We start from the raw sequence: 23,438 nt of genomic DNA, 5'->3' as shown, positions 1-23,438 counted from the left end.
AATGCGCATGAGGAAAGCGTTCGCCTTTCTCGCGGCGGGCCTGCTGGTCGCGCTCGCGACCGGGTTGGGAATGCTGGTGGGCGGCCACCTCGGATACCAGGCCTTCGTCATCCGCACCGGCTCGATGAAGCCGACGATCCCGCCCCAGAGCCTCGTCGTCGTCGAGAAGGGCCACTACGAGGTAGGCCAGGTCGTCTCGTTCGTCAAGGACGGGTCGGTCGTCTCGCACCGCCTCGTCGAGCGACTCGCGGACGGGAGCTTCACGACGAAGGGGGACGCCAACGCCGTCGCCGACACGAGCCCCGTGCAGCCGGCCCAGATCGTCGGCGGCGTCGTGTCGCACGTCGACCGGCTCGGGTTCTGGGTCGTCTGGCTGCGCAACCCGCTCACCCTGGTCAGCCTGGCGCTGCTGGGCGTCTTCCTCTGGGCCGTCGTCCCGCTGCTCTTCGGCGACCCGGATCAGTTGAGCTTGCGGGTGCCCTCGGGCAGCCCGCCGCCGGCGTAGACGTCCTCCGCGAGCGAGGCCAGGGCGGTCAGGGCCACGTTCTGGCTCCACGGGCCGTAGGACACGCGCGCGACCCCGAGGCGCTGCAGCGTCGCGAGGTCGAGCGAGCCCGGGACGCCGATGACGTTGACCTTCTGCGGACCGAGCTCCTCGACGAGGCGGGCCACCGCCCCTTCGTCGAGCAGGCCCGGGACGAAGAAGGTCGAGGCCCCGGCGTCGAGGTAGGCGCGGCCCCGCTCGACGGCGTCGTCCAGGACGTCGCCGGGGTCGCGGTCACCGGCCTTGACGAAGGCGTCGGTGCGCGCGTTGAGCACGAACGGGATGCCGGCCCGCTCGCCGGCCGCCACCGCCGCCTCGACCGCCCGCACGGCATCCGGCAGGGGCTTGAGCTGGTCCTCGAGGTTGGCGCCGACGATCCCGACGTCGATGGCGCGGGCCACCGTCTCGCCGGCGTCGCCGTAGCCGGCCTCGAGGTCGGCCGTGACGGGCAGGTCGACGGCGGCGGCGATGCGCCCGACGGCCTCGATCATGAGGTCGCGCGGGATCTGCTCGCCGTCGGGGTAGCCGTAGGCCGCCGAGATCGAGTGGCTCGCCGTCGCGAGCGCCCGGGTGCCCGGGGTGTCGGCGACGACCCGGGCCGTGATGACGTCCCACACGTTGACGACGAGCAGCAGCTCGGGGTCGCGGTGGAGGCGCTGGAGCTCGTGGGCCTTGGCTGCGGTGTCCATCTCGGGTCCTCTCGTCGGGCGCGGGGTCGTCGTCGACATACCCGCCCGCGCCGTACCGGCCCTGGCTACCGGCCCGGGCTACCGGCCCGGGCTAGCGGCGCAGGCGCAGGCCGCGCGGCGTCATGTGGAAGCCGGCCTGCGAGAGCGCCTGCACGAGCGGGTGGTCGGAGCCGAGCACCGAGGCACCGTCGGCCTTCTCGACGGTGAGGCGCCCGAGCGCCCCCTCGCGGACCGCCAGCGCCAGCGCGTCGGCCGCGGCCTGCAGGTGCTCAGGGTCGTCGGACCAGCAGAGCATCGTCTTGCCGCCGCGCTCGACGTAGAGCACGAGCTCACCGTCGACGACGACGACGAGGGCGCCGGCCTTCCGGCCGGGCTGGTGTCCCTTGCGCCGTGCGGCCTTGGGCGTGGTGCCGTCGGCCGCAGGCTCCTCCTCGTCGGCGGCGTCGGTCAGGCCCCGCTCGGGCCAGCCGATGGCGGCGCCGTACGGGTTGGCCGGGTCGCTCGCGGCGAGCACGAGCGCGGGCGGGCCGGTGCGGTCCCGACCGGGCTCGGCGTCCTGCGAGCCGGGCCCGGAACCCGATCCGGGCAGCCGCGACATCGACCGGAGCCGGTCGACGGCGCCCGTCGAGGCGAACTGCGAGGCCCCGAGGCCCTCGACGAAGTAGCCGCGGCGCACCTTGCCGGCCTCCTCGGCCGCGGCGAGCACCCGGTAGACGGCGGCGAACCCGCCGGGCACGTCCTCGGTGACGACCGATCCGCGCGTCAGCACGCCGTAGCGGTCGAGCAGCAGCTCGGCGTTGGTGACCGCCCGCACCGTCGGGTCGGTCTCCGCGGGCGGCAGCGCCGTCCAGCGCCCCACGCCCGTGGACGGCCCGGACCCCGAGGCCCGTCCGGCCGCGAGCGCCTTGCCCGTCGCCGCCTCCTCGGCCGCCTCCACCTGCGCCGGGCTCGAACCGGCGAGCGGGCCCCGCAGCGAACCGAAGCGGCCGAGCGACCCGCGCCGGCCGGCATACCGGCTCGCCCGGGGGCCGGAGGTGGTGCGCTTGTGCGCGGTGCGACCGCCCGCGAGCAGGGCCCGCAGCGGCGCGATGGTGTCGTTCGTGACGCGGCCCGACCAGAGCAGCGACCACAGGGCGTCGTTCAGCTCGGTGTCGCCGAGGCCGACGCGGGTCGAGAGCGCCCGGAAGAAGTACGCGCCGCCGCCCTCGAGCGCGTCGAGCACGGCCTGCTCGTCGTCGGTGAGGTCGACGACCTCGGGGGGCGTCAGCGTCAGGTGCGCGGCGTCCGCGAGGTGCAGGCTGACCCAGCCGTCGTCGCCCGGCAGCGAACCGTGGCCGCGCCAGACGACCTCGCCGGAGCTCATCACCTCGTCGAGCAGGGCCGGGCGGTAGTCGGCGACCCGGGCCGGCAGCACCAGCGACTCGAGCGCGCTGGCCGGCACCTCGGCGCCCGTCAGCTGCTCGACGGCCCGCAGCAGGCCCTCGCGCCCGCGCAGCCCGCCGCCGACGCCCTGCCACTGCGGGAGGAAGCGCGCGAGGTCGGCCTGGTCGACCGGCTCGACCTCGTGCCGCAGCGCGGCGAGCGAGCGTCGCCGCAGCAGGCGCAGCACCTCGGCGTCGCAGAACTCCGGGCCGTGGCCCCCACCGTTCTCGGTGGGCAGCAGCTCGCCCTCGACGACCCGACCGGCCGAGACGAGGCGGCGCAGCGCGTCGTGCACGACGGCGGGGCCGAGACCCCACCAGGCCGCGACGGTCTGCACGGCGAAGGGCCCGTGGGTGCGGGCGAAGCGGGCCACGAGGTCGGCGAGGGGGTCGGGCACCGGCTCGAGGAACGCCTGCGGCACCCCGACGGGCAGGGCCGTGCCGAGCGCGTCGCGCAGCCGGGCGGCGTCCTCGATCGCGGCCCAGCGGGCGTCGCCCCCGACCCGTACCGCGATGACGCGGCGGGCGGCCTCGAGCTCGGCGAGCGCGGCCTCGACCGCAGCCGGCTCGAAGCCCTCGGCCGTGCGGGCGACCACGTCACCCAGCGACAGCGGACCGAGCACCCGGAGCAGGTCGGCCACGTCCTCCGCGTCGCGCGCCCCGCGCTCGGGCGTCAGCCGCTGCAGCTCGGCCTCGGTGCGAGCCACGGCCTCCGGGTCGAGCAGGTCGCGCAGGGCGAGCGCCTCGCCCTGGCCGAGCAGCTCGGACAGGAGCGAGGGGTCGAGCGCGAGGGCGGCCGCCCGCCGTTCGGCGAGCGGGGAGTCGCCCTCGTAGAGGTACTGCGCGACGTAGCCGAAGACGAGCGACTTCGCGAAGGGGCTCGGCTGGTGCGACTCGACGTCGACGACCTTGACCGCGCGCGAGCGGATGTCGCCCATGAGCGCGACGAGACCCGGCACGTCGAAGACGTCCTGGACGCACTCGCGCACGGCCTCGAGCACGATGGGGAAGCTCGGGTACTGGCTCGCGACCTCGAGCAGCTGCGCGGCCCGCTGCCGCTGCTGCCAGAGCGGCTGGCGGCGGTCGGGCCGGCGCCGGGGCAGGAGCAGGGCACGAGCCGCGCACTCCCTGAACCGCGCTGCGAACAGGGCCGATCCGCCGATCTCCTGCGTGACGAGCGCGCTCACCTCCTCGGGCTCGAGGGTGACGAGCTCGACGAGCTGCTGGCCCACGGCCGCGCCGTCGTCGAACTCGAGGTCGGGCAGCCGGAAGACGATGCCGTCGTCGCCGTGCATGGCCTGGACGTCGATGCCGAACCGCTCGCGCATGCGGGCGGCCACGCAGAGCGCCCACGGCGCGTGCACCTGGCCACCGAAGGGCGAGAGCACGGCGACGCGCCAGTCGCCGATCTCGTCGCGGAAGCGCTCGACGACGATGGTGCGGTCGTCGGGGACGTGCCGCGTCGCCTCCTTCTGCTCCGTGAGGTAGGCGATGAGGTTGTCGGCGGCCCACTCGTCGAGCCCGGCCGCGGTGACGCGCGCGCGGGCCCGCTCGGGCGTGAGCCCGACGATCTCGCGGACGAAGCCGCCGAGGGCCCGGCCGAGCTCGGCCGGGCGGCCCTGCTGGTCGCCCTTCCAGAACGGCAGCTTGCCGGCCTGCCCCGGAGCGGGCGTCACGAGGACCCGGTCGTGGGTGATGTCCTCGATGCGCCACGTCGAGGTGCCGAGGGTGAAGACGTCGCCGACACGCGACTCGTACACCATCTCCTCGTCGAGCTCGCCGACGCGGCGACCGGGCCCCTCCCCGGAGGCGAGGAAGACGGCATACAGGCCGCGGTCGGGGATGGTGCCGCCGCTCGTCACGGCGAGGCGCTGGGCGCCGCGGCGGCCGGAGAGCGTGTCGGTGACGCGGTCCCAGACGATGCGGGGGCGCAGCTCGGCGAACTCGTCGGACGGGTAGCGGCCGGCCAGCATGTCGAGGGTGGCCTCGAGCACCGAGCGCGGCAGCGAGGCGAAGCTCGCCGACCGGTGCGCGAGGGCCTCGACGTCGGCGACCGACCAGTCGTCCATGGCGCACATCGCCACGACCTGCTGGGCCAGCACGTCGACGGGGTTCGCGGGGATGCGCAGCGACTCGATGGCGCCCGCGCGCATCCGCTCGACGACGACGGCGGTCTGCACGAGGTCGCCGCGGAACTTCGGGAACAGCACGCCCTGGCTGACGGCGCCCACCTGGTGGCCGGCGCGGCCGACGCGCTGAAGCCCGCTCGCGACCGACGGGGGGCTCTCGACCTGGATGACGAGGTCGACGGCGCCCATGTCGATGCCGAGCTCGAGGCTGCTCGTCGCGACGACGGCCGGGAGGCGCCCGGCCTTGAGGTCCTCCTCGATCGTCGCGCGGTGCTCCTTGCTCACGGAGCCGTGGTGGGCCCGCGCGAGCACCCCGGGGGCCCCGCGCGACGAGCCGGCCTGGGCCATGACCTGCGCCGGCGGCTGCGTCGAGAGCGCCGCCATGACCGGTGAGGGCAGCCCCTCCTGCTCGGCGAGCCGCTCCTCCCAGATCTCGTTGAGCCGGGAGGTGAGGCGCTCGGCGAGGCGGCGGGAGTTGGCGAAGACGAGGGTCGAGCGGTGGTCGGCGATGAGGTCGACGATGCGCTCCTCGACGTGCGGCCAGATGCTCGCCTGCGGGGCGTTGCCGGCCGCGGGGCCCGAGAGGTCCGGGACGCCCGGCGAGATCTCGGCCGGCGCGCTGCCGAGCTCGCCCATGTCGGGCACCGGCACGACGACCTCGAGGTCCCACTGCTTCGTCGACTCGGGCTGCACGATCTCGACGGGCCGCCCGCCGGCGAGGTAGCGGGCCACCTCCTCGACCGGGCGCACCGTCGCCGACAGGCCGACGCGCTGGGCGGGCTTCGGCAGGATCGCGTCGAGCCGCTCGAGGCTGAGTGCGAGGTGCGCCCCGCGCTTCGTGCCGGCCACGGCGTGCACCTCGTCGATGATGACCGTCTCGACGCCCTTGAGCGCCTCGCGCACCGACGAGGTGAGCATGAGGAAGAGCGACTCGGGCGTCGTGATGAGGATGTCGGTGGGCGTGCGCGCGAAGGCGCGCCGCTCGTTGGCCGGCGTGTCACCGGAGCGCACGCTGACGCTGATGTCGGGCGGCGGGAGCTCGAGGCGGGCCGCGGCGTGGCCGATGCCGACGAGCGGGGCGCGCAGGTTGCGCTCGACGTCGACGGCGAGCGCCTTCATCGGGGAGATGTAGAGCACGCGGCAGCGCTCGAGCCGCTCCTCGGGCACCGGCTCGCGCGCCATCCGGTCGACGGCCCAGAGGAAGGCCGAGAGCGTCTTGCCCGATCCGGTGGGGGCGACGACGACGCAGTGGTGGCCCGAGCTGATGGCGTCCCAGGCGCCGGCCTGGGCGGTCGTGGGCGCGCTGAAGCTGCTCCGGAACCACTCCGCCGTCGCCGGGGAGAAGCGGTCCAGCACGTCTGCCTTCTTGCCCTTTGCCATCGGGGGCCAGCCTGCCATCCCCCACCGACAGGGCAAGGGGCGCTCGCCGGACGGGGGCGGGCGCCCGCGGTCCGGTCGGCCGTGACCGCGCGGACCGGCATACTCGATGCGGTGACGACGAACCTCAGCGAGCGCATCCCGCGGGATCCCGATCCCGACAGCCTCTACGAGGTCTTCACCGGGTGGACGACCGACCGCGGCCTCACCCTCTACCCGCACCAGGACGAGGCCTTCCTCGAGATCCTCAGCGGCAGCAACCTCATCCTGTCGACGCCGACCGGCTCGGGGAAGTCGCTCGTCGCCACCGCCGCCCACCTCGCGGCCCTCGCCGACGACCGCGTCAGCTTCTACACGGCGCCGATCAAGGCGCTCGTGTCGGAGAAGTTCTTCGCCCTCTGCGAGCAGTTCGGGGCCGACAACGTCGGCATGATCACCGGCGACGCGTCGGTCAACGGTGACGCGCCGATCATCTGCTGCACCGCCGAGATCCTCGCGAACCTCGCTCTGCGAGAGGGCAGCTCGGCCGACGTCGGCCTCGTCGTCATGGACGAGTTCCACTTCTACTCCGAGCCCGACCGCGGGTGGGCGTGGCAGGTGCCGATCCTCGAGCTGCCGCAGGCGCAGTTCGTGCTCATGTCGGCGACGCTCGGCGACGTCACGATGTTCCGCGACGACCTGACGCGGCGCACCGGCCGCTCCACGGCCGTCATCACCGGCACCGAGCGCCCCGTCCCCCTCGAGTTCTCGTATGCCGTCACGCCCCTGCACGAGACCATCGAGCTGCTGCTCGAGCAGGACCGCGCCCCCGTCTACGTCGTCCACTTCACGCAGGCGGCCGCGCTCGAGCGCGCGCAGAGCCTCATGGCCGTCAAGATCACGACGCGCGAGGAGCGCGAGGCGATCGCCGAGCGCATCGGCGCCTTCCGCTTCGGGTCGGGCTTCGGGCGCACGCTGTCGCGGCTCGTCCGCCACGGCATCGGCGTGCACCACGCCGGCATGCTGCCGAAGTACCGCCGCCTCGTCGAGCAGCTCGCCCAGGACGGCCTGCTCAAGGTCATCTGCGGCACCGACACGCTCGGTGTGGGCATCAACGTGCCGATCCGCACCGTGCTGCTCACCGGGCTGACGAAGTTCGACGGGACGCGCCAGCGCCTGCTCAAGGCCCGCGAGTTCCACCAGATCGTCGGCCGGGCCGGACGCGCCGGGTTCGATGCGCGCGGCTGGGTCGTTGCGCAGGCGCCCGACCACGTCATCGACAACCTCCGCGCGGTCGAGAAGGCCGGTGACGACCCCAAGAAGCAGAAGAAGATCCAGCGCAAGAAGGCACCCGACGGCTTCGTCAACTGGTCCGAGGAGACCTTCGAGCGGCTGATCGTCGCCGAGCCCGAGCCCCTGCAGCCACGGCTCAAGGTGTCGCACTCGATGCTCGTCAACATCCTCGCGCGAGAAGGCAACCCGGTCGCGCACGCGGCGCGGCTGCTCTCCGACAACCACCACGAGGTCAAGGACCAGCGCCGCCTCCAGCGCCACGCCCTCGTGCTCGCCAAGGAGCTGCTCACCTCCGGGGTCGTCGAGCGCCTCGCCACGGTGGAGGACTCGGGTCGGCGGCACGCGCTGACGATCGACCTCCAGCGCGACTTCGCCCTCAACCAGCCCCTGGCCCCCTTCGCCCTCGCCGTCATGGACACGCTCGACCCCGAGGGCGACTCGTACGCCCGTGACCTCGTCTCGGTCATCGAGGCGATCCTCGAGGACCCCCGGCAGGTGCTGCGGGCGCAGGAGTTCAAGGCGCGTGGCGAGGCCGTCGCGGCGATGAAGCTCGACGGCCTCGAGTACGAGGAGCGCATGGAGCGGCTCGAGGAGGTCAGCTGGCCCAAGCCGCTCGCCGACCTGCTCGAGGTCACCCTCGCCGCCTACCGGCAGTCGCACCCCTGGATCTCGCAGGACGCGCTGTCGCCGAAGTCGGTCGTGCGCGAGATGTACGAACGCGGCATGACCTTCAACGAGTTCGTCTCGTACTACGGCCTGTCGAGATCGGAGGGGCTGGTCCTGCGCTACCTCACCGACGCCTACCGCGCGCTGCGCCGCACCGTCCCCGAGAGCCACCGCACCGAGGAGCTCGAGGACGTCATCGAGTGGCTGGGCGAGCTCGTGCGCCAGACCGACTCGAGCCTGCTCGACGAGTGGGAGGACCTCGTCAACCCGGCGGACGACACCGTCGGCGCCGCAGACGTCACCCCTCCGGCCCGACCGCTCACGGCGAACGAGCGCGCCTTCACGGTGATGATCCGCAACGCGATGTTCCACCGCGTCGAGCTCGCCGCGCGCGACGAGTGGGAAGCCCTGGGCGAGCTGGAGGCCCGGGTCGCCGAGCTGACCGACCCTTCCCAGAAGGTCGTCATGGACGCCGACGCGTGGAACGAGGCCCTCGGCGCGTACTACGACGACCACGACGCCGTCGCGACCGACCAGGGTGCCCGCTCCCCCGCCCTCCTCCAGATCGAGAGGACGCCGACGGAGTGGCGGCTGCGCCAGGTCGTCGTCGACCCCGACGACGACCGCGACTGGGGCATCACCGCCGTCGTCGACCTGACAGCGAGCGACGACGTCGGCGCCGCCGTGCTCACGGTCACCGGCTTCGAGAGGCTCGGCGGATGAGCGCGCGGCTGCGGGAGCACCGGCGCGAGGACGAGGGCGTGCTCGTCGAGCCCGAGCGCGGCGGCAACGGCACCGGCGTGCTCGTCCTCTCCGGGTCGAGCGGCCGGGTCGAGGTCGAGCGGGCGCGCGTGCTCGCCGCCGCCGGCGTCAGCGCCGCCCTGACCTACCGCTGGTTCGGTGGACCGGGCCGCCCCGCGGGCATCTGGGAGCACCCGCTCGAGGCGTTCGCGCCGGCGGTCGCCGCCCTGTCGGCGCAGTGCGAGCGCGTCGTGCTCCTGGGCGCCTCCAAGAGCGCCGAGGGCCTCCTCGCGTATGCCGAGGACGACCCCGCGGTCGACGCCGTCGTCGCGCTCGCGCCGAGCCACGTCGTGTGGGCCAACGTCGGACCCGGGCCCGACGGCGAGCTCCGGCCGCAGCACTCGTCGTGGAGCCGCGGCGGTCGCCCTCTCCCGTTCGTGCCCTACGACGACGACGCGCACGCGCCCGGGGACCCCCCGGCATACGCCCCCGTCTACGCACAGAGCCTGCGCACCCACGCGGCCGCGGTGGCAGCGGCGACGATCCCGGTCGAGCGCTTCTTCGGCGACGTGCTCCTCGTCGCCGGCGGCGACGACCAGGTCTGGCCCGCAGTGGAGTTCGCCCGCGCCGTCCAACAGCGGCGCGCGGCGCTCGACCTGCCGACGACCCTCGTCACGCACCCGCGGGCCGGCCACCGCGTGGTGCTGCCCGGCGAGACGGTGGCCACCGGCGGCATGCAGCTCGCCCGTGGCGGCACCGAGGCCGCCGACCGCGCGCTGGGCGTGCTCGCATGGACCGAGCTCCGCCGCGTCCTCGAGCTGCCCTGAACGGGTATGTTCTGCGGTGCCCTCGGGACCCCTCGACCGACAGGATCACCACCCATGGACTCCGCAGACGTCAAGGCCGCCTCGCGGCGCGCCGGCGACCACCCCGCCCTCGAGACGGCGGCCCGCGTCGGCTACGCCGTCAACGGGGTGCTGCACATCGTCATCGGCGCCATCGCGCTGCGCCTCGCCTTCGGCTCGAAGGGCGCGAGTGCCGACCAGTCGGGCGCGCTCGGCTCGATGGCCGACAACGCGCTCGGCCTCGTCACGCTCTGGGTCGCCGTCGTGGCGTGGCTCGGGCTGGCCCTCTGGCAGGTGACGGAGGCCATCACCGGCAGCCGTGAGGCCTCGGAGCGCGGCAAGGCCGTGGCCAAGGCCGTCGTCTACCTCGTGCTCTCGTGGTCGGCCTTCACCTTCGCGAGCGGCAGCGACTCCTCGAGCAGGAAGCAGACGACCGACTTCACGGCCAGCCTCATGAAGCAGCCCGCCGGGCAGTGGCTCGTCGCGCTCGTCGGCCTCGTCGTCATCGGGGTCGGCGCCTACCACGTCGTCAAGGGCTGGAAGAAGAAGTTCCTCCAGGACCTCGAGAGCCACCCGGGCCAGTGGATCGTCAAGGCCGGCCGGTTCGGCTACGTCGCCAAGGGCGTGGCGCTGGCCATCGTCGGTGGCCTCTTCGTGCTCGCCGCCGTGCGGCACAAGCCGAGCGAGGCACGCGGCCTCGACGGCGCCCTGCACAACCTCCTCGGCGCGCCCGGCGGCCCGGTGCTGCTCGGGATCGTCGCCGTCGGCCTCATCGCCTTCGGCGTCTACTGCTTCGGCCGGGCCCGGCACGCCGACGTCTAGGACGCCTTGCGCCGCAGGTAGTTCCACGCGAGCAGGGCGCACACGACACCGTTGACCATCCCGACGAGGATGTCGACGAGGTGGTGCATGCCGCGGTAGAGCCGGGCGTAGCCGACGAGGAGCGGCACGATCGCGCAGACGACCGTGACGAGCCGGCGCAGCCAGACGCGCTCGATCCGTTGCGCCATGAGCGCGAAGGTGAGGTAGAGCGCGGTCGAGGCGCCCATGTGGCCGCTGGGGTAGCTCGACGTCGGCGGCGCGGGGTCGAGGTGCTCCACGGCCGGGCGCTTGCGGTCGGTGAGGGTGGTCGCCGCGACGAAGACGCTCGCCTGCGCCGCGATGGCGATGGCCGGCACGACGGCGTACCACCACTGCTTCGTGCGCCACCACACGAGCGCGACGACGACGACGCAGACGCCGATGACGATCTCGGTGTTGCCGACGTGCGACCACACCGCCGTGACCGAGTTCATCGTCGCGGTGCGGCCCGCGGCGACGCTCTTGCTCAGGTCCTCCTCCCAGGGGAGGTTGCCGAGGGGCCCGAGGATGAGGAAGCCGAGCCCGACGATGAGCCCGAAGAGGACGACGGCCGGGGCCAGCACGCGCAGCGCCGCGTCACGCAGCGCCGAGCCGACCGACGGGCGGGACTGGTCGACCTCGTAGCGGTGGACGAAGGAGGGGTTCACGAACTGCCTTTCGAGGACTCGGGCCCGGTGTCACCCTCCGGCGGAGGGGAGGTGTCCGGGCCCTGGGGGTTCCACCCGAGGTAGCCGACGTAGGAGGCCGTGCCGAGGCCGACGCCGAAGAGGATGCCGGCCACGACGTCCGACGGGTAGTGCACGCCGAGGAAGACGCGGTCGAGCGAGGTCAGCACGACGTATGCCGTCAGCCCCCCGACGAGCCACCGCCGCGCGGTCGGTGCGAGCACCGGCCAGAGCAGCAGCGTCAGCACCGTCGCGATCGCGGCGGCGTTCGCGACGTGGCCCGACGGGAAGCTGTAGCCGGGCGCGTGCGAGACGGGGTCGCTGACGACCGGGCGGGCCCGGCGCACGACCTCCTTGAGCACGAGCTGGAGGTTCCAGGCCACCATCATCGTCACGAAGGCCCAGAGGCAGCGCGTGGCGAGGTGGCGGTGCCGGCGCCACAGCACGAGGCACACGGCCGAGGCGGCGATGTAGACCCACTTGGGCTGCGTGACCTCCTGCCAGGCGAGCAGCGTCGTGCGCAGCCACGGGTTGTCACGGGTGATGTCGGTGGCCGCGACGATGAGCCGCTCGTCGAGGTCGATGAGCGGACGGAACTTCTCGCGCACGACGAAGGCGAGCGCCGTGACGGGCAGGGCGAACCCGAGGCCGTAGCCGAGCGCGCCGAGCAGCCGGCGACGCCGGCCCGCGGGGCGCCGCCCGTCGCGGCGGAGCTCAACCAACGCGCACCACCAGCGCCCCCGGCAGCACCCGGATGCCGAGCGACACGTGCGTGCCGATGGGGTCGCCGTCGATCTCGGCCTCGACGTGACGACCCGCGGTGACGGTGAACTCGCGACCCCGGAGCCGGTCGAGGCGCCGGTGCCCGGCGCGGTGACGGGTCGCGATGTCCGAGACGACGGAGATCCAGCCGGTGAGGCCCTTGGGGGCGACGACGACGGCGTCGAGCACGCCGTCGTCGAGCTTGGCCTCGGGCATGAGCTCGATGCCACCCTGGAGGGTGCCGCAGTTGCCCACGACGACGGTGCGGGCGTGCCGGCTCACCGAGCCGCTCCGCTCGTCGTCCCGGTGCTGGTGGTCGTCACGGTCGCTCGCGCCAGCGAGGACGCCGGCGCTGCCGGTGGAGGTCACCTCGACCCGGAAGCCCCGCGTGAAGAGCTGACGCAGACCGCTGAGGAGGTAGGCGATCCAGCCGACGACCGCCTTGGCCTTGTCGTTCGTGCCCGCCATGACCTGGCCGTCGAGGCCGAGCCCGGCCATGACGAGGAAGACCTCCTCGTCATCGTCGACGAGCGACCCGCCGTCGTGGGTGCCGTGGCTCTCCCGGGGCTCGACGGGCCGGTCGGCCACCCGCACGAGGCCGACGTCGATGCGTCGGTTGGCGCCGCCGAGCATGGCCTCGACGGCGTCCTCGAGCGAGTCGACGGGGAGCCCGAGGTTGCGGGCCAGCAGGTTCCCGGTGCCACCCGGCAGCAGGCCGAGCGCCGCGTCGGTGCCCACGAGCGCCGAGGCGACGGCCCGCAGCGTCCCGTCCCCGCCGAGCGAGGCCACGACACCGGCACCGGATCGCACGGCCTCCCGCCCCTGCTTCTCGCCGGTCTCCTCCGCCGTCGTCTCGACCCAGGCCGGGCTCTCCCAGCCGTGCCGGGCAGCAGCCCGGGCCACGAGCTCCTTGGCCGCGTCGACGTCGTCGACCTTGACCGGGTTGTAGACCACGGTGAGGCTGCGCCGAGCGCTGGGGGTGTCCGACATGAGGGGATCCTAAGGCTCGGTGGAAGGGGCGTCCGGTACGCGCATGCCACCGCGTGACGTACCCCGCGGGAGTAGGGTCCGGACCGTGGTCACCATCCGTCGGCGACTCGGCATCGCCCTGGTCGTCGGGCTGCTCGTCGGCCTCCTCCTCCCGTTCGGTCCGGCGGCCGAGCCGCTGGCACGGGTGCTCGTCGGCTTCGTCGCCGCGGGGCTCTCGTTCGCCGGGCCGCTGCTCGCGCACGTCCTCGGGCACGACGCCCCTGCGACCCGCCGGCGTGTGGCCGGTCGGGACGGCGACGCCGCCTGGTACGACGTCGTCGTCATCGTCGTCGGGCTCGCCAGCCTCCTCGGCGTCGCGGCGCTGCTCGTGGGGAGCAGTGCGACGGGGACCGCCCAGCTGGTCGACGCCGTCATCGGGCTGCTCACCGTCGCCGTCGGCTGGCTCTGCGTGCACACCGTCTACGTGCTGCGCTACGCCCGCGTCTACTACTCGAGCGCCACGCCCCCCATCGACTTCAACCAGGACGAGGACCCGACCTTCTCCGACTTCGCCTACTTCTCCTTCAACCTCGGCATGGCCTACCAGGTCTCGGACACCGACCTGCGCACCTCCGACGTGCGCCGGGTCGTGCTGGGGCACGCCCTGCTCGCCTACCTCTACGGCACCGTCGTCATCGCGTCGGCGATCAACCTCGTCGCCGGCATCGGCGGCGCGCGCGGCTGACGACGACGAGCCGTGCGGAGCCGACGTCGCTCCGCACGGCGTACGGTGAGGGGAAGCCGGTGCGGCACGCACGGGCAGATCGGAGCTCGAGGCGATGACCGATCCGTCACTGGCGTCGCCCGTCGGTCCGCGACTCGACCAGCTCATGACGACGGTCCGCGCGGCCCAGCTCGAGGTCGACGGGCTCCGCGCCGGCAGGGTCGACCCCATGCTCCTGGACGGGGCACGAGAGGTGCTCCTCGACGCCCTGGAGAGCTACGCGGCCGAGCTGGTCCGGCGCAGGCTGCCGACGCCGCCGGGCCTGCGCGACGCCCTGAGGCTCCAGCAGGGCATCCGGAGCTCGAACCGCGGCGCGGACGGCCGTCGGCACCGGCGCTGAGGCGGATCAGGCCGGCGCCGCGCCCAGCCGCGCCGTCTCGTCGCTCACCCAGAGGTCGATGAGCCCGCCGAAGTGCGCCATGAAGCGGTCGCGCTCGTGGGCGGGGTAGGTCGTGACGACCGTCGCGCGCAGCAGGTTGGCGAAGGCATCCGACCTCACCCACTCGAGCACCGCCGCGTCGAGGTGCGGCAGGTGGCGCGCGCACCACGCGCGGTAGGCGTCGGTCTCGAAGTACTCGTCGGCGATGGCGAGGTAGGCGTCGAGCTTCTCCTCGTCGGTGAGGTCGTCGCGGTCCGCGACGTCGAAGTAGCGCCGCATCTCGAGGTCCATCGGCCCCTTGCGCCCCGTGACGAGGCAGTACGCCGACCAGCGCACGAGCGCCTTGATGGCCCAGGGGAAGTAGTAGTGCAGCGAGGTCACGGCCACGTCGGGGCACGCGTTGGCGTAGTCGATGGGATAGACGTCGTCGCCCTTGACGAGCATCTCGCAGGAGTTGAACTCCCAGCCGAACATCGCGTTGACGATGCGGCTGATCGCGGCGGCCTGCTTGCCGGCCGACGGCTGCAGGAAGTCATAGCTGACGGCATACCTGTTGTGCATGGGCTGCTCGGGACGGAAGTCCATGACCATCGTCTCGGGCCCGATCGAGAGGGCGCGCGCGAAGTGGTCGTACTCGACGGTCGACTGCAGGTGCATGAGCATCTCGCCCGACTCGTCGTAGGCCTTGACCAGGTCCGACTCGTCGTCGATGCGTGAGACGCCGCGCCACCCACCGCCGTCGAAGGGCTTCATGTACATCGGGTAGCCGAGCTGGTTCGCGATGGCCTTGAGGTCGAACGGGCGGTTGTACTTCGCGCTCGTGTAGGCCCAGCGCACGTTGTCGACGGGGTTCTTGTAGGGCACGAGCCACGTCTCGGGGACCTTGAGCCCCAAACGCATCAGCGCGACGTAGGCGCTGTGCTTCTCCATCGACTGGAAGGTGAACGGGCTGTTGAGCAGGTAGGTGTCGTTCATCAGCGCGGCCTTCTTGAGCCACTCGCGCGGGTGGTAGTACCAGTAGGCGAGGCGGTCGATGACGAGCTCGGTGCGCACCGGCTGGCGCAGGTCGAACGGCTCGATGGTGAGGCGCTCGCTCGTCAGCTCGTGCGTCACGCCGTCGTCGGTCGTGATCGGTCCGACGAGGTCGAGCAGCGCCTCGAAGGCGGTGGGCCAGTCCTCCTCGGCCCCGAGCAGCAGCCCCACGAGATGCGTGCGGTGTGACGGCGCCGTCGGCGTGGTCGGCGAGTCCTGCTGCGGGGCGAGGTCGGTCATCGTGGCGCTCCTACCGTCGGGCATCGGGTTTCTCGACAGCGATCCTTGCAGGAACCGGGCCGTCTGTCGCCGCTCACTCCCGCGACCTCCGCGCGGCGAGGTCGAGCAGGTCGAGCAGGTGCGGGTCGAACGCGTGCTCCCACGAGGGCCAGTCGTGCCGGCCGGGCACCTCCGTGAACGACACGTCGTGCCCGGAGGCGGCGAGCGTCTCGGCCATCTGGCGGTTGTTCGCGAGGTTGCCCTCGTCGCCGCCGCACGTCAGGACGATGCGGGCGTCGGTGCGGCGTCGGCGCACGCGGCGCACGTTCGTGACGAACCGCGTCACCCGCCCCCAGAACTCGAAGTCCTCCTCGTCGTCGACGCGGCGCCGGAAGAACGAACCCGACTGCAGGAAGAGCGCGCCGAAGGTGCCGGGGTGGTGCCACTCCGCCTCGAGCGAGGCCAGTGCGCCCAGGCTCGCGCCCATGAGGGTGGGCCGGCCGTCGAGGGCGTATGCCGTGTGCAGCGCGGGCAGCACGTGCTCGACGAGCGCGTCCCCCCAGAGCGGGTTGGCGGCATACCTCGCGTTGCGGTCGCCCGGTTCGAGGAGCACGACCCGGTTGGGCGGCACGCGACCGTCGGCCGTCGCGGCACGGAGGGCGGAGAGCAGGTGGGAGCGTCGCGAGTACTCCGGACCGTCGTGCGCGACGAGCAGCGGGAGCGGGTCGCGCCTGCGCGTGCCGACCGGCGTGACGACCGCGAGCTCGACGTCCCCCACCGGCGTGCCCGTGATGGTCATCCTCGTCCGCGCCATGCACAGACCCTATGACCTGCCCTCCTCCACCCACTCCTCCCCGTCGAAGAGTCAGTCGCACAGCGCGGAATCGCCTGCGGGACAGTGGCACCCACCAGTCCACAGCCGCTTTCAACCCCTTCCAACTCCGTCGAACACATGTTCTCATGGGTGAACGAGAGGACGTCCTGGGAGGAGGCGCACGTGCCGCACACACCGGCTCCACCTGCCGCGCCGACCGAGCCACCGGACGGCGGCCGCCGCTTCCCGGCCGGGTGCTTCGAGCCGATCCGCCTCTCCCGGGGCACCGACCCGGAGGCGTTCGAGCGCGCCGTCGTGGCCACCCTGGACCTCGTGCGGCAGCAACTCGACGCGGTGTCGGCTGCTCTGGCCGCCGCCCGAGCAAAGGCCGAGGACGCCGACGATGCCGGCGCCGAGGGTGTGGAGCGGGCGGAGCGCGACGAGCGGGCGGGGGTCCTGGAGGGGCTGGCGCGGGCCGGGGAGGTGGCCCTCGCGCGGATCGAGGCGCTGGAAGCGGCCCAGGCACGGGTCGAGGCAGACCTGCTCGAGGCCTACGGCGCGTTGCACGCGATCGAGTCGCGCCAGCTGGACGCGCTCCCCGCCGCACCAGGCCGGGCAGGGCTGGGCCGCGTCGGCCTCGACCGGGTCGTCGGTGAGGAGATCGCGCTGGCGACCGGGATCGGCACCGGGGAGGTCGCCCGCCGTCTGAGCGTCGCGACCGCCCCGCGGCGGCACGCAGCAGCGTTGGCCGCGTTGCGATCGGGTCGGTGCGCGTTGGCGCGGGTGCTGCAGTTCGCGGCCGAGACCGCGGCCCTGTCGGACGCAGACGTGGCGCGGGTGGCCGAGAACGTGCTGGCACCAGCACGCGGCGGCGGGCCGCTCCCGCAGCGCACGTTCGTGACCCGGCTGCGGCGGGCCGTGGCCTCCCTGGACGGCCACTGCCGCGGTCCCGGCTGCGAGACCCCGGCCGCCCGGTGCGACCTCGACCACGAGGCGCCCTACCCCGCCGGACCCACCGGGGCCGACAACCTCTACGCCAAGCACCGCTTCCACCGCAACACGAAGACCACCGGCGCGTGGACCTCCCGACCCGTCACCGAGGGCACTCCCACGGGCCTGCCCGGCCGAGCCCTGGAGTGGACCACCCTGACTGGACGCACCTGCACGACCCACCCCAAGAACTGGCGCGAGGGCCTCGAGCTGCCAACCCCCGCGCCGACCGACCGGACTCGTGGGCGGTCCGGTGGGACCGCGCCGCCGCAGGCTTCCTCACCGGACGGTTCGAACGTCCCACCGTCCTGAGCGTGCCGGAGCGTCTTCAGCGGGCTCGGGTACGAACCCTTGCCCGACGCTCCGCCGAGCCGCTGCCGTCCACACCCCCTCACCCCGGGGCACTCGTCGTCCACAGCCAGGTGCCGGCTGCGCACCGCACGCGCGGCCGATGACACGATGGGTGGACGACCCGAGGAGGACCGATGGGCAAGGCCAGCCGTGAGCGGCGACGAGCAGCGCAGGACCGCTCGGGCGCCCCGCGACACGACGAGCACGGCGCACCCGACGCACCTGGTGCTGCCCGCGACGACGAGCTGCGGACCGCCCTGCAGCTCCTGCTCGACGAGGGCGTCTACGCCATCGACCGCGCCGACACGCGCGACATCGACGACACCATCTCGACGGTGGCGACGCTCTGCTCCTCGGGCACGACGGCGCGCGTGGTCGTGCGCGGTCTGGTCGACGCCCTGGCCCGGGCCGTCACGCGGGCCTGGGAGCTCGGCTGGCAGCCCGCCGACGTCCACCGGCTCACCGGACGCCGGCTCGGGCCCGACGAGCAGCAGATCGCCGTGGACGTCATGGCGGCCGAGCTCGCGCAGTATGCCCCGGCCACGGTCGACCGGCAGTGGCTCGCCCAGCTGCGCGAGCTCGACGACGCCGCACCGCGATCGCCGTCGGTCACGTGGGTCGAGGCACGACGAGCCGGCGGCCTCGACTGGTTCACCCTCGTGGAGCGCGTGCTCGCGGTGCTGCACCTGCTCTCCCGGCTGCCTCGGCTCGAGCTGCTGACCCCGCTCCCCGGTCAGGCGATCCCCGCGAGCCGGGGCGAGAGCGGCGACACACCCCCACCCCCGGTGGCCGACGAGCGGATCCTCAGCCGGGTGCGCATGCTCCTCGCCAAGGCCGAGTCGACGACCTTCGAGGCGGAGGCCGCGACCTTCACCGCCGGCGCGCAGTCGCTCATGGCGCGGCACAGCATCGACGCGGCCCTGCTGGCACGGCACGACGCGTCGCGAGGTCGACGCAGCGGCCCGTCGGGTCGGCGCATCGGCATCGACAACCCCTACGACGGGCCCAAGGCCTCCCTGCTGCAGGCCGTCGCCTCGGCCAACCGGTGCCGGATGGTGTGGTCGCGCGAGCTCGGCTTCGGCACCGTCGTGGGGTTCGAGGCCGACCTCGAGGCGGTCGAGCTGCTCTTCACCTCGCTCCTCGTGCAGGCCACGCGCACGCTCGCCGCCGCCGGCTCCCGCACCGATCCCCACGGTGGCAGCCGCACCCGCTCCTTCCGCCAGTCGTTCCTCTCCGCCTTCGCCCAGCGCATCGGCGAGCGGCTGCACGAGGCGACCGTCGCGGAGGAGCGGTCGGCCGTCGCCGACGGTCCGAGCGGGAGGGAGCTCGTCCCCCTGCTCGCCGCCCGCGCCGAGCAGGTGGCCGAGCGGGTCGACGAGTGGTTCCCGGACGTCCGCCGCACGACCGTCGGCGCCGCCCGTGACGCGGAGGGCTGGCACTCCGGCCGGTCCGCGGCCGACCGCGCCCAGCTGGGCGCATCCCCCCGGCTCCCGGGTGGCGGTCGCTAGACGGCCGCCGGACGGGTGGTGCGGGGCGCGTCCTGCACCACCGCGAGGAACACGGCCGCGACGAGCGCCGTGACGCCGCAGATGGACCAGACGACGAGGTAGCCGGACAGCGACGCGTGCGCGGTCGCCTCGGCATCGACCGTGCCGGTCGAGGCGAGGGCGATGGCGAAGACGCTCGAGGCGAAGGCGCCCCCGATCGTCTTCGTCGTGTTCGTCATGCCCGTCGTGAGACCGGTGTGCGTGGGGGGCGCCTGCGCGGCCGCGGCGGCGGGGAGCCCGGCCACGAGCGCACCCGAGCCGAGCCCCGCGACCACCATGTTGGTCATCGTCTGCGCGAGCGACGCGTGGAACGGCAGGAACATCAGGTAGCCGGCGGCGACGAGCAGGGCCGCCACGACCATGGCCGCGCGCGTGCCCGTGCGCTGCGCGAGGAGGTGGAACAGCAGCGCGCCCACGGCCAGCGACAGCACGTAGCCACCGATGATGACGGAGACGCGGCCGGCCGACGCGCCGAGTCCGTAGCCCGTGACGGCGGGGTCGGTGCGCGCGAACGTCGAGAGCGGGATCTGCGCCCCGAGCACCGAGACGCCGAAGAGGAACGCGGTCGCCTGCACCGGCCACTGCCCGCGCGCCCCGAGGATCCGCAGGTCGACGAGCGGCTCCGGGTGCGACAGCTCGCGGCGGGCGAAGGGCACGAGCGCGGCCCCTCCGGCCACGACGAGCACCCACGGCCACGGGCTGCCCGGGCCGGCCACCCGCAGCAGCACGAGGCCGCCCATCACGAGCCCGAGGGCGAGGGTGACGAGCCCGAACCCGCCCCAGTCGACCCTGCCGTGCGCGAGCGTGGGCGACTCCTCCACCCCGAACCAGATGGCGACGAGGGCGAGCGTCACGACGACCGCGGGCAGGGCGAGCAGCGCCGTCATGCCGAGCGACTCGGCGAGGGCGCCGCTCGTCAGGGCACCCGCGATGACCCCGAGCTCCAGTCCCGCGACGAGCAGGCCGGCGGCGCCGCGGACCCGCCGCTCCGCGCCCCCGGTGCGGCGGTGGATGATCGCCACCTCCATCGGCAGCCACACGACGTAGAAGCCCTGGATCGCCCACGCGACGAGGAAGAGCCCGAAGCTCGGGGCGAACGCCACGCCCCACGACGCGAGGGCCGTCACCACCGTCGACAGGAGCAGCACCCTGCGGTGCCCGACGAGGTCTCCGAGCCGGGCCAGCAGCGGCACGACGAGCGCCGAGACGATGAGCTGCGCGGCCTCGAACCAGTTGACGTCGGCGTCCTTGACGGACAGGTGGCGCGCGATGTCCGTGAAGATCGGCGTGTAGTAGCCCTGCAGCACCCCGCTGGCCAGCTCGACGCAGACGAGGAACCCGACGACCTTCGTGATCGGGCTGCGCGCGAGGGCCCGGGCGGCGTCGGAGACGACCGTGCTGTCAGACATGCGAATCCTGCTCCTCCTGGACGACTTCGGGCTAGAGCTGCTCGAGCAGCCGGCGGTACCAAGCGATCCCGTCGTGGAGGTCGTCGATGCCGATGCGCTCGTCGACCCCGTGGATCGCAGCACGCTGGGCGTCGCTCATCCGGAACGGGGTGAACCGGTAGACGCGGGGCCACACGCGGTGGAAGTGCCGCGAGTCCGTGGCCGCGAGCATGACGTACGGGATCGCGACCGTGCCCGGGAACACCTCGCCGACCGTCGCCTCGATCAGGCCGTATGCCGGGTCGGCCGTCGGCGACACGGGGCTCGGTCCGTGGCCGCTGACGAGCACGACCTCCACATGGGGGTCCTTGACGGTGCGGCGGATCCGCTCGAGCGCCCCGTCGACCGTCTCGCCCACCATGACGCGCATGTTGACGTGCGCCCGTGCCACGGGCGCGATGACGTTGGCGCCGGGCGACCCCGACAGCTGCGTGACGGCAACGGTGGTCCGCGTCAGTGCCGCCGTCTCGTGGCCGAGCCGCGGGAGCACCCGGGAGAGCACCGGCCGCAGTCGCCGCGCACGACCGAAGACCGCGGCATACGGCATCCGGGCATGGGCGCCCGCACGCTCGAGCATGTCGACGGTGGCGTCGGGCAGGTGGCTGGGGAAGGGCCTGCGCTCGAGGCGCAGGATGGCGCGGGCCAGGCGCGACGTGGCCCCCATCCGCCGCGGCGCGGAGGCGTGGCCGCCGTCGCCGTGCGCGACGAGCTCGACGTCGACCGTGCCCTTCTCCGAGACGCCGACCACCGCGAGCGGCGCATCCACGCCGGGCAGCACGCCCTGCACGACCGCCCCACCCTCGTCGAGGACGAACCACGGCTCGACGCCCCTCACCTTCAAGGCGGCCACGGCGACCTCCGCCGCCTCTCCCGACACCTCCTCGTTGCAGCCGAACGACAGCCACACGTCGCGTCCCGGCGTGACGCCGTCCGCGATCAGTGACTCGACGGCCGCGCACGTCGCCACCAGCGACCCCTTGCAGTCGAGCGCCCCACGGCCCCAGACGTGCCCGTCGGCGACGTCACCCGCGAACGGCGGGTGCGTCCACACCGACGGGTCGTCGACCGGCACGACGTCGAGGTGCGCCATGAGCACGACCGGCGCCACCGGCGTCCGACCCGGCCAACGGACGAGCAACGCGTCGCCACCGATCCGCTCCACCTCGCACACGGCGTGCAGCCGCGGGAAGCGCTCCCGCAGCTCGACGAGCAGCGCCGCGAAGGCGGACCGGTCCTCACGGTCCCGCTCCCAGTGCGACACGGTCGGGATGCGGATGAGGGCGCGCAACGCCTCGACGGCTGCGTCGTCCCGGGTCATGCCCCGGAGCGTATGCCACCCTGAGTCCATGGACTACGGGCACGAGCTGAGGTTCGGCGTCTTCGCGAGCCCGGACGCCTCCCGCACCCACGCGACGCTCGAGCTCGCGCAGCTCGCCGACGTCGTCGGGCTCGACCTCTTCACGGTGCAGGACCACCCCTACAACGCCGCGCACCTCGACACCTCGACGCTGCTCACCTCGGTCGCCGCTCGCACCAACGCGATCCACGTGGCCGCCAACGTCGCCAACCTCCCGCTGCGACCACCGGTGGGCCTCGCCAAGCAGGTCGCGACCCTCGACGTGCTGAGCGGTGGCCGGGCCGAGCTCGGCCTCGGCACCGGTGCCTTCTGGGACGCGATCGTCGCCGCCGGCGGCGAACGTCGCTCACCCAAGGAAGCCGTCGACGCGCTCGTCGAGGCGATCCGGATCATCCGAGGCGTCTGGGGACAGCATCCCGACGACCCGGGCGCCCGCTCGGTCACCGTGCGGGGCGAGCACTACTCCGTCGCGGGGATGCACGCCGGGCCCTTCCCGGTGCACCCCGTCGAGATCTGGCTCGGTGCCTACCAGCCACGCATGCTGCGGGTCACGGCCCGCCTCGCCGACGGCTGGCTGCCGAGCATGGGCTACGCCGACCCCGACGCCCTCCCCGCGATGAACGCCGCCATCGACGAGGCCGCCGACCGGGCCGGGCGCGGGCCACAGGCGATCCGGCGGATGTACAACGTCTTCGGCCAGTTCGGCACGGGCCGCGGCTTCCTGCGCGGCACCGCCGACGACTGGGCCGAGCAGCTCGCCGAGCTCACCCTGACGGAGGGGATGAGCACCTACGTCCTCGGCACCGACGACCCCGACGTGCTGCGAAGGTATGCCGTGGAGGTCGCCCCAGCCGTGCGTGACCTCGTCGAGTCCGAACGCGCCCGACTAGCCGGGGGCGTCGAGCCACCAGCCGCCGCTCCTCCCGCTCCCCGTGCTCGTGCCGCTCGCGCCGACGCCTCACCGCTCACCGTCCGCGCGACACCTGACGACGGCACCCGCCTCAGCGCGTCGCTGCCCTGGCGCGAGGACGACCGCCCCGTGACCGCGAAACCCGTCGACGCGGCATACTCCCCCGCCGAGGCCGCGGTGCCCCAGCACCTCGTCGACGTGCACGACCACCTGCGCGCCGAGCTCGCCCAGCTGCGCGACATCGTCGGCCAGGTGCGGCGCGGAGCCCTGTCGACGGGGGCGGCGCGCTCGGTCATCAACACGATGGCCATGCGGCAGAACAACTGGACGCTCGGCGCCTACTGCGAGACGTACTGCCGCCTCGTCACCGGGCACCACACGCTCGAGGACCGCAGCATCTTCACGCACCTGCGTGGCGTCCAGCCCGACCTCGGCCCGGTCCTCGACCGGCTCGAGGAGGAGCACCACGTCATCGCCGACGTGCTCGAGCAGGTCGACGACGCCCTCGTCGGGCTCGTCGGCACCGAGGGGTACGGGCAGACGGGCGAGGGCGCGCTGGAGGAGATCCAGCGCGCCCTCGACCTGCTCACCGACACCCTGCTGTCACACCTGGCGTACGAGGAGCGTGAGCTCCTGCACCCCTTGGCCCGGCACGGGTTCGGCTGA

18 protein-coding genes are annotated in these 23,438 nt (G+C 73.5%); 9 read left to right on the top strand and 9 right to left on the bottom strand.

Going from position 1 to position 23,438, the window contains the following annotated elements:
- Positions 1-7 precede the first annotated feature (7 nt).
- Positions 8-505 (top strand): signal peptidase I, encoded by a 498-nt coding sequence (locus ABD979_RS03060; RefSeq protein WP_345505964.1) that lies wholly within the window; start codon positions 8-10, stop codon positions 503-505.
- Here the strand turns inward: ABD979_RS03060 and ABD979_RS03055 are convergent.
- Positions 460-1,233 carry an isocitrate lyase/PEP mutase family protein gene (locus tag ABD979_RS03055; protein WP_345505963.1) on the bottom strand — a complete coding sequence of 258 codons (774 nt, stop codon included), beginning with the start codon at positions 1,231-1,233 and terminating at the stop codon, positions 460-462. The genes ABD979_RS03060 and ABD979_RS03055 overlap by 46 nt on opposite strands.
- Positions 1,234-1,324: 91 nt before the next feature.
- Positions 1,325-6,163, bottom strand: a complete 4,839-nt coding sequence (locus ABD979_RS03050; protein WP_345505962.1) for an ATP-dependent helicase — start codon at positions 6,161-6,163, stop codon at positions 1,325-1,327.
- Between the two features lie 111 nt (positions 6,164-6,274).
- Between ABD979_RS03050 and ABD979_RS03045 the strand changes: the two genes are divergently transcribed.
- Genes ABD979_RS03045 through ABD979_RS03035 form a run of 3 tightly spaced genes read left to right on the top strand, consistent with a single transcriptional unit; the run spans position 6,275 to position 10,506 of the window.
- A complete protein-coding gene (locus tag ABD979_RS03045) occupies positions 6,275-8,821 on the top strand; it encodes a DEAD/DEAH box helicase (RefSeq protein ID WP_345505961.1) in 2,547 nt (848 codons plus the stop codon).
- Entirely contained in the window at positions 8,818-9,666 is an 849-nt protein-coding gene (locus ABD979_RS03040) for an acyl-CoA thioester hydrolase/BAAT C-terminal domain-containing protein (RefSeq protein ID WP_345505960.1), read from the top strand. Before ABD979_RS03045 ends, ABD979_RS03040 begins: the two co-directional genes overlap by 4 nt.
- Before the next feature lie 54 nt (positions 9,667-9,720).
- A complete protein-coding gene (locus ABD979_RS03035) occupies positions 9,721-10,506 on the top strand; it encodes a DUF1206 domain-containing protein (protein ID WP_345505959.1) in 786 nt (261 codons plus the stop codon).
- Here the strand turns inward: ABD979_RS03035 and ABD979_RS03030 are convergent.
- Genes ABD979_RS03030 through ABD979_RS03020 form a run of 3 tightly spaced genes read right to left on the bottom strand, consistent with a single transcriptional unit; the run spans position 10,503 to position 12,962 of the window.
- Positions 10,503-11,192 carry a phosphatase PAP2 family protein gene (locus tag ABD979_RS03030; protein WP_345505958.1) on the bottom strand — a complete coding sequence of 230 codons (690 nt, stop codon included), beginning with the start codon at positions 11,190-11,192 and terminating at the stop codon, positions 10,503-10,505. The two genes, ABD979_RS03035 and ABD979_RS03030, sit on opposite strands and share 4 nt — an antisense overlap.
- The gene (locus ABD979_RS03025; protein ID WP_345505957.1) at positions 11,189-11,932 is read right to left on the bottom strand and encodes a phosphatase PAP2 family protein; all 744 of its coding nucleotides are present in this window, start codon (positions 11,930-11,932) and stop codon (positions 11,189-11,191) included. Before ABD979_RS03025 ends, ABD979_RS03030 begins: the two co-directional genes overlap by 4 nt.
- Positions 11,925-12,962 (bottom strand): diacylglycerol/lipid kinase family protein, encoded by a 1,038-nt coding sequence (locus ABD979_RS03020; protein WP_345505956.1) that lies wholly within the window; start codon positions 12,960-12,962, stop codon positions 11,925-11,927. The genes ABD979_RS03025 and ABD979_RS03020 overlap by 8 nt, the downstream gene beginning before the upstream one ends.
- A gap of 85 nt (positions 12,963-13,047) precedes the next feature.
- On the opposite strand from ABD979_RS03020, the gene ABD979_RS03015 reads away from it, so the two are divergent.
- Positions 13,048-13,686 carry a DUF1345 domain-containing protein gene (locus ABD979_RS03015; RefSeq protein WP_345505955.1) on the top strand — a complete coding sequence of 213 codons (639 nt, stop codon included), beginning with the start codon at positions 13,048-13,050 and terminating at the stop codon, positions 13,684-13,686.
- 94 nt (positions 13,687-13,780) lie between these two features.
- Positions 13,781-14,065: a hypothetical protein gene (locus ABD979_RS03010; RefSeq protein ID WP_345505954.1), complete on the top strand. Its 285-nt coding sequence runs from the start codon at positions 13,781-13,783 to the stop codon at positions 14,063-14,065.
- A 6-nt stretch (positions 14,066-14,071) separates the two neighbouring features.
- Here the strand turns inward: ABD979_RS03010 and ABD979_RS03005 are convergent, their stop codons facing one another.
- Together ABD979_RS03005 and ABD979_RS03000 are read right to left on the bottom strand one after the other, a co-directional pair.
- Positions 14,072-15,376, bottom strand: coding sequence for an ATP-grasp domain-containing protein (locus tag ABD979_RS03005; protein WP_345505953.1), 1,305 nt, complete (start codon positions 15,374-15,376; stop codon positions 14,072-14,074).
- 73 nt (positions 15,377-15,449) lie between these two features.
- Complete coding sequence (locus ABD979_RS03000; protein ID WP_345505952.1) at positions 15,450-16,169, bottom strand: alpha/beta hydrolase; 720 nt, start codon at positions 16,167-16,169, stop codon at positions 15,450-15,452.
- A gap of 150 nt (positions 16,170-16,319) precedes the next feature.
- Here ABD979_RS03000 and ABD979_RS02995 point away from each other — a divergent pair, with 150 nt between their 5' ends.
- Together ABD979_RS02995 and ABD979_RS02990 are read left to right on the top strand one after the other, a co-directional pair.
- Positions 16,320-17,471 carry a hypothetical protein gene (locus ABD979_RS02995; protein WP_345505951.1) on the top strand — a complete coding sequence of 384 codons (1,152 nt, stop codon included), beginning with the start codon at positions 16,320-16,322 and terminating at the stop codon, positions 17,469-17,471.
- A gap of 173 nt (positions 17,472-17,644) precedes the next feature.
- A complete protein-coding gene (locus tag ABD979_RS02990; RefSeq protein WP_345505950.1) occupies positions 17,645-19,018 on the top strand; it encodes a DUF2786 domain-containing protein in 1,374 nt (457 codons plus the stop codon).
- Here ABD979_RS02990 and ABD979_RS02985 read toward each other — a convergent pair.
- Together ABD979_RS02985 and ABD979_RS02980 are read right to left on the bottom strand one after the other, a co-directional pair.
- Positions 19,015-20,466 carry an MFS transporter gene (locus ABD979_RS02985; RefSeq protein WP_345505949.1) on the bottom strand — a complete coding sequence of 484 codons (1,452 nt, stop codon included), beginning with the start codon at positions 20,464-20,466 and terminating at the stop codon, positions 19,015-19,017. The two genes, ABD979_RS02990 and ABD979_RS02985, sit on opposite strands and share 4 nt — an antisense overlap.
- 31 nt (positions 20,467-20,497) lie before the next feature.
- Complete coding sequence (locus ABD979_RS02980; protein ID WP_345505948.1) at positions 20,498-21,823, bottom strand: M20/M25/M40 family metallo-hydrolase; 1,326 nt, start codon at positions 21,821-21,823, stop codon at positions 20,498-20,500.
- A gap of 28 nt (positions 21,824-21,851) precedes the next feature.
- Here ABD979_RS02980 and ABD979_RS02975 point away from each other — a divergent pair, with 28 nt between their 5' ends.
- On the top strand, positions 21,852-23,438 hold the full coding sequence (locus ABD979_RS02975) for an LLM class flavin-dependent oxidoreductase (RefSeq protein WP_345505947.1): 1,587 nt from the start codon (positions 21,852-21,854) through the stop codon (positions 23,436-23,438).

The organism is Terrabacter aeriphilus (assembly GCF_039542985.1).
GTDB classification, from domain to species: Bacteria; Actinomycetota; Actinomycetes; order Actinomycetales; family Dermatophilaceae; genus Terrabacter; species Terrabacter aeriphilus.
This window is presented reverse-complemented; position numbering and strand designations above follow the sequence as displayed.

Coding starts and splice junctions, on each gene's coding strand:
- ABD979_RS02990 (WP_345505950.1), top strand. CDS start 17,645: ATGGGCAAGGCCAGCCGTGAGCGGCGACGAGCAGCGCAGGACCGCTCG.
- ABD979_RS03010 (WP_345505954.1), top strand. CDS start 13,781: ATGACCGATCCGTCACTGGCGTCGCCCGTCGGTCCGCGACTCGACCAG.
- ABD979_RS02980 (WP_345505948.1), bottom strand. CDS start 21,823: ATGACCCGGGACGACGCAGCCGTCGAGGCGTTGCGCGCCCTCATCCGC.
- ABD979_RS03050 (WP_345505962.1), bottom strand. CDS start 6,163: ATGGCAAAGGGCAAGAAGGCAGACGTGCTGGACCGCTTCTCCCCGGCG.
- ABD979_RS02975 (WP_345505947.1), top strand. CDS start 21,852: ATGGACTACGGGCACGAGCTGAGGTTCGGCGTCTTCGCGAGCCCGGAC.
- ABD979_RS02985 (WP_345505949.1), bottom strand. CDS start 20,466: ATGTCTGACAGCACGGTCGTCTCCGACGCCGCCCGGGCCCTCGCGCGC.
- ABD979_RS03005 (WP_345505953.1), bottom strand. CDS start 15,376: ATGACCGACCTCGCCCCGCAGCAGGACTCGCCGACCACGCCGACGGCG.
- ABD979_RS03000 (WP_345505952.1), bottom strand. CDS start 16,169: ATGGCGCGGACGAGGATGACCATCACGGGCACGCCGGTGGGGGACGTC.
- ABD979_RS03035 (WP_345505959.1), top strand. CDS start 9,721: ATGGACTCCGCAGACGTCAAGGCCGCCTCGCGGCGCGCCGGCGACCAC.
- ABD979_RS03060 (WP_345505964.1), top strand. CDS start 8: ATGAGGAAAGCGTTCGCCTTTCTCGCGGCGGGCCTGCTGGTCGCGCTC.
- ABD979_RS03040 (WP_345505960.1), top strand. CDS start 8,818: ATGAGCGCGCGGCTGCGGGAGCACCGGCGCGAGGACGAGGGCGTGCTC.
- ABD979_RS03020 (WP_345505956.1), bottom strand. CDS start 12,962: ATGTCGGACACCCCCAGCGCTCGGCGCAGCCTCACCGTGGTCTACAAC.
- ABD979_RS03055 (WP_345505963.1), bottom strand. CDS start 1,233: ATGGACACCGCAGCCAAGGCCCACGAGCTCCAGCGCCTCCACCGCGAC.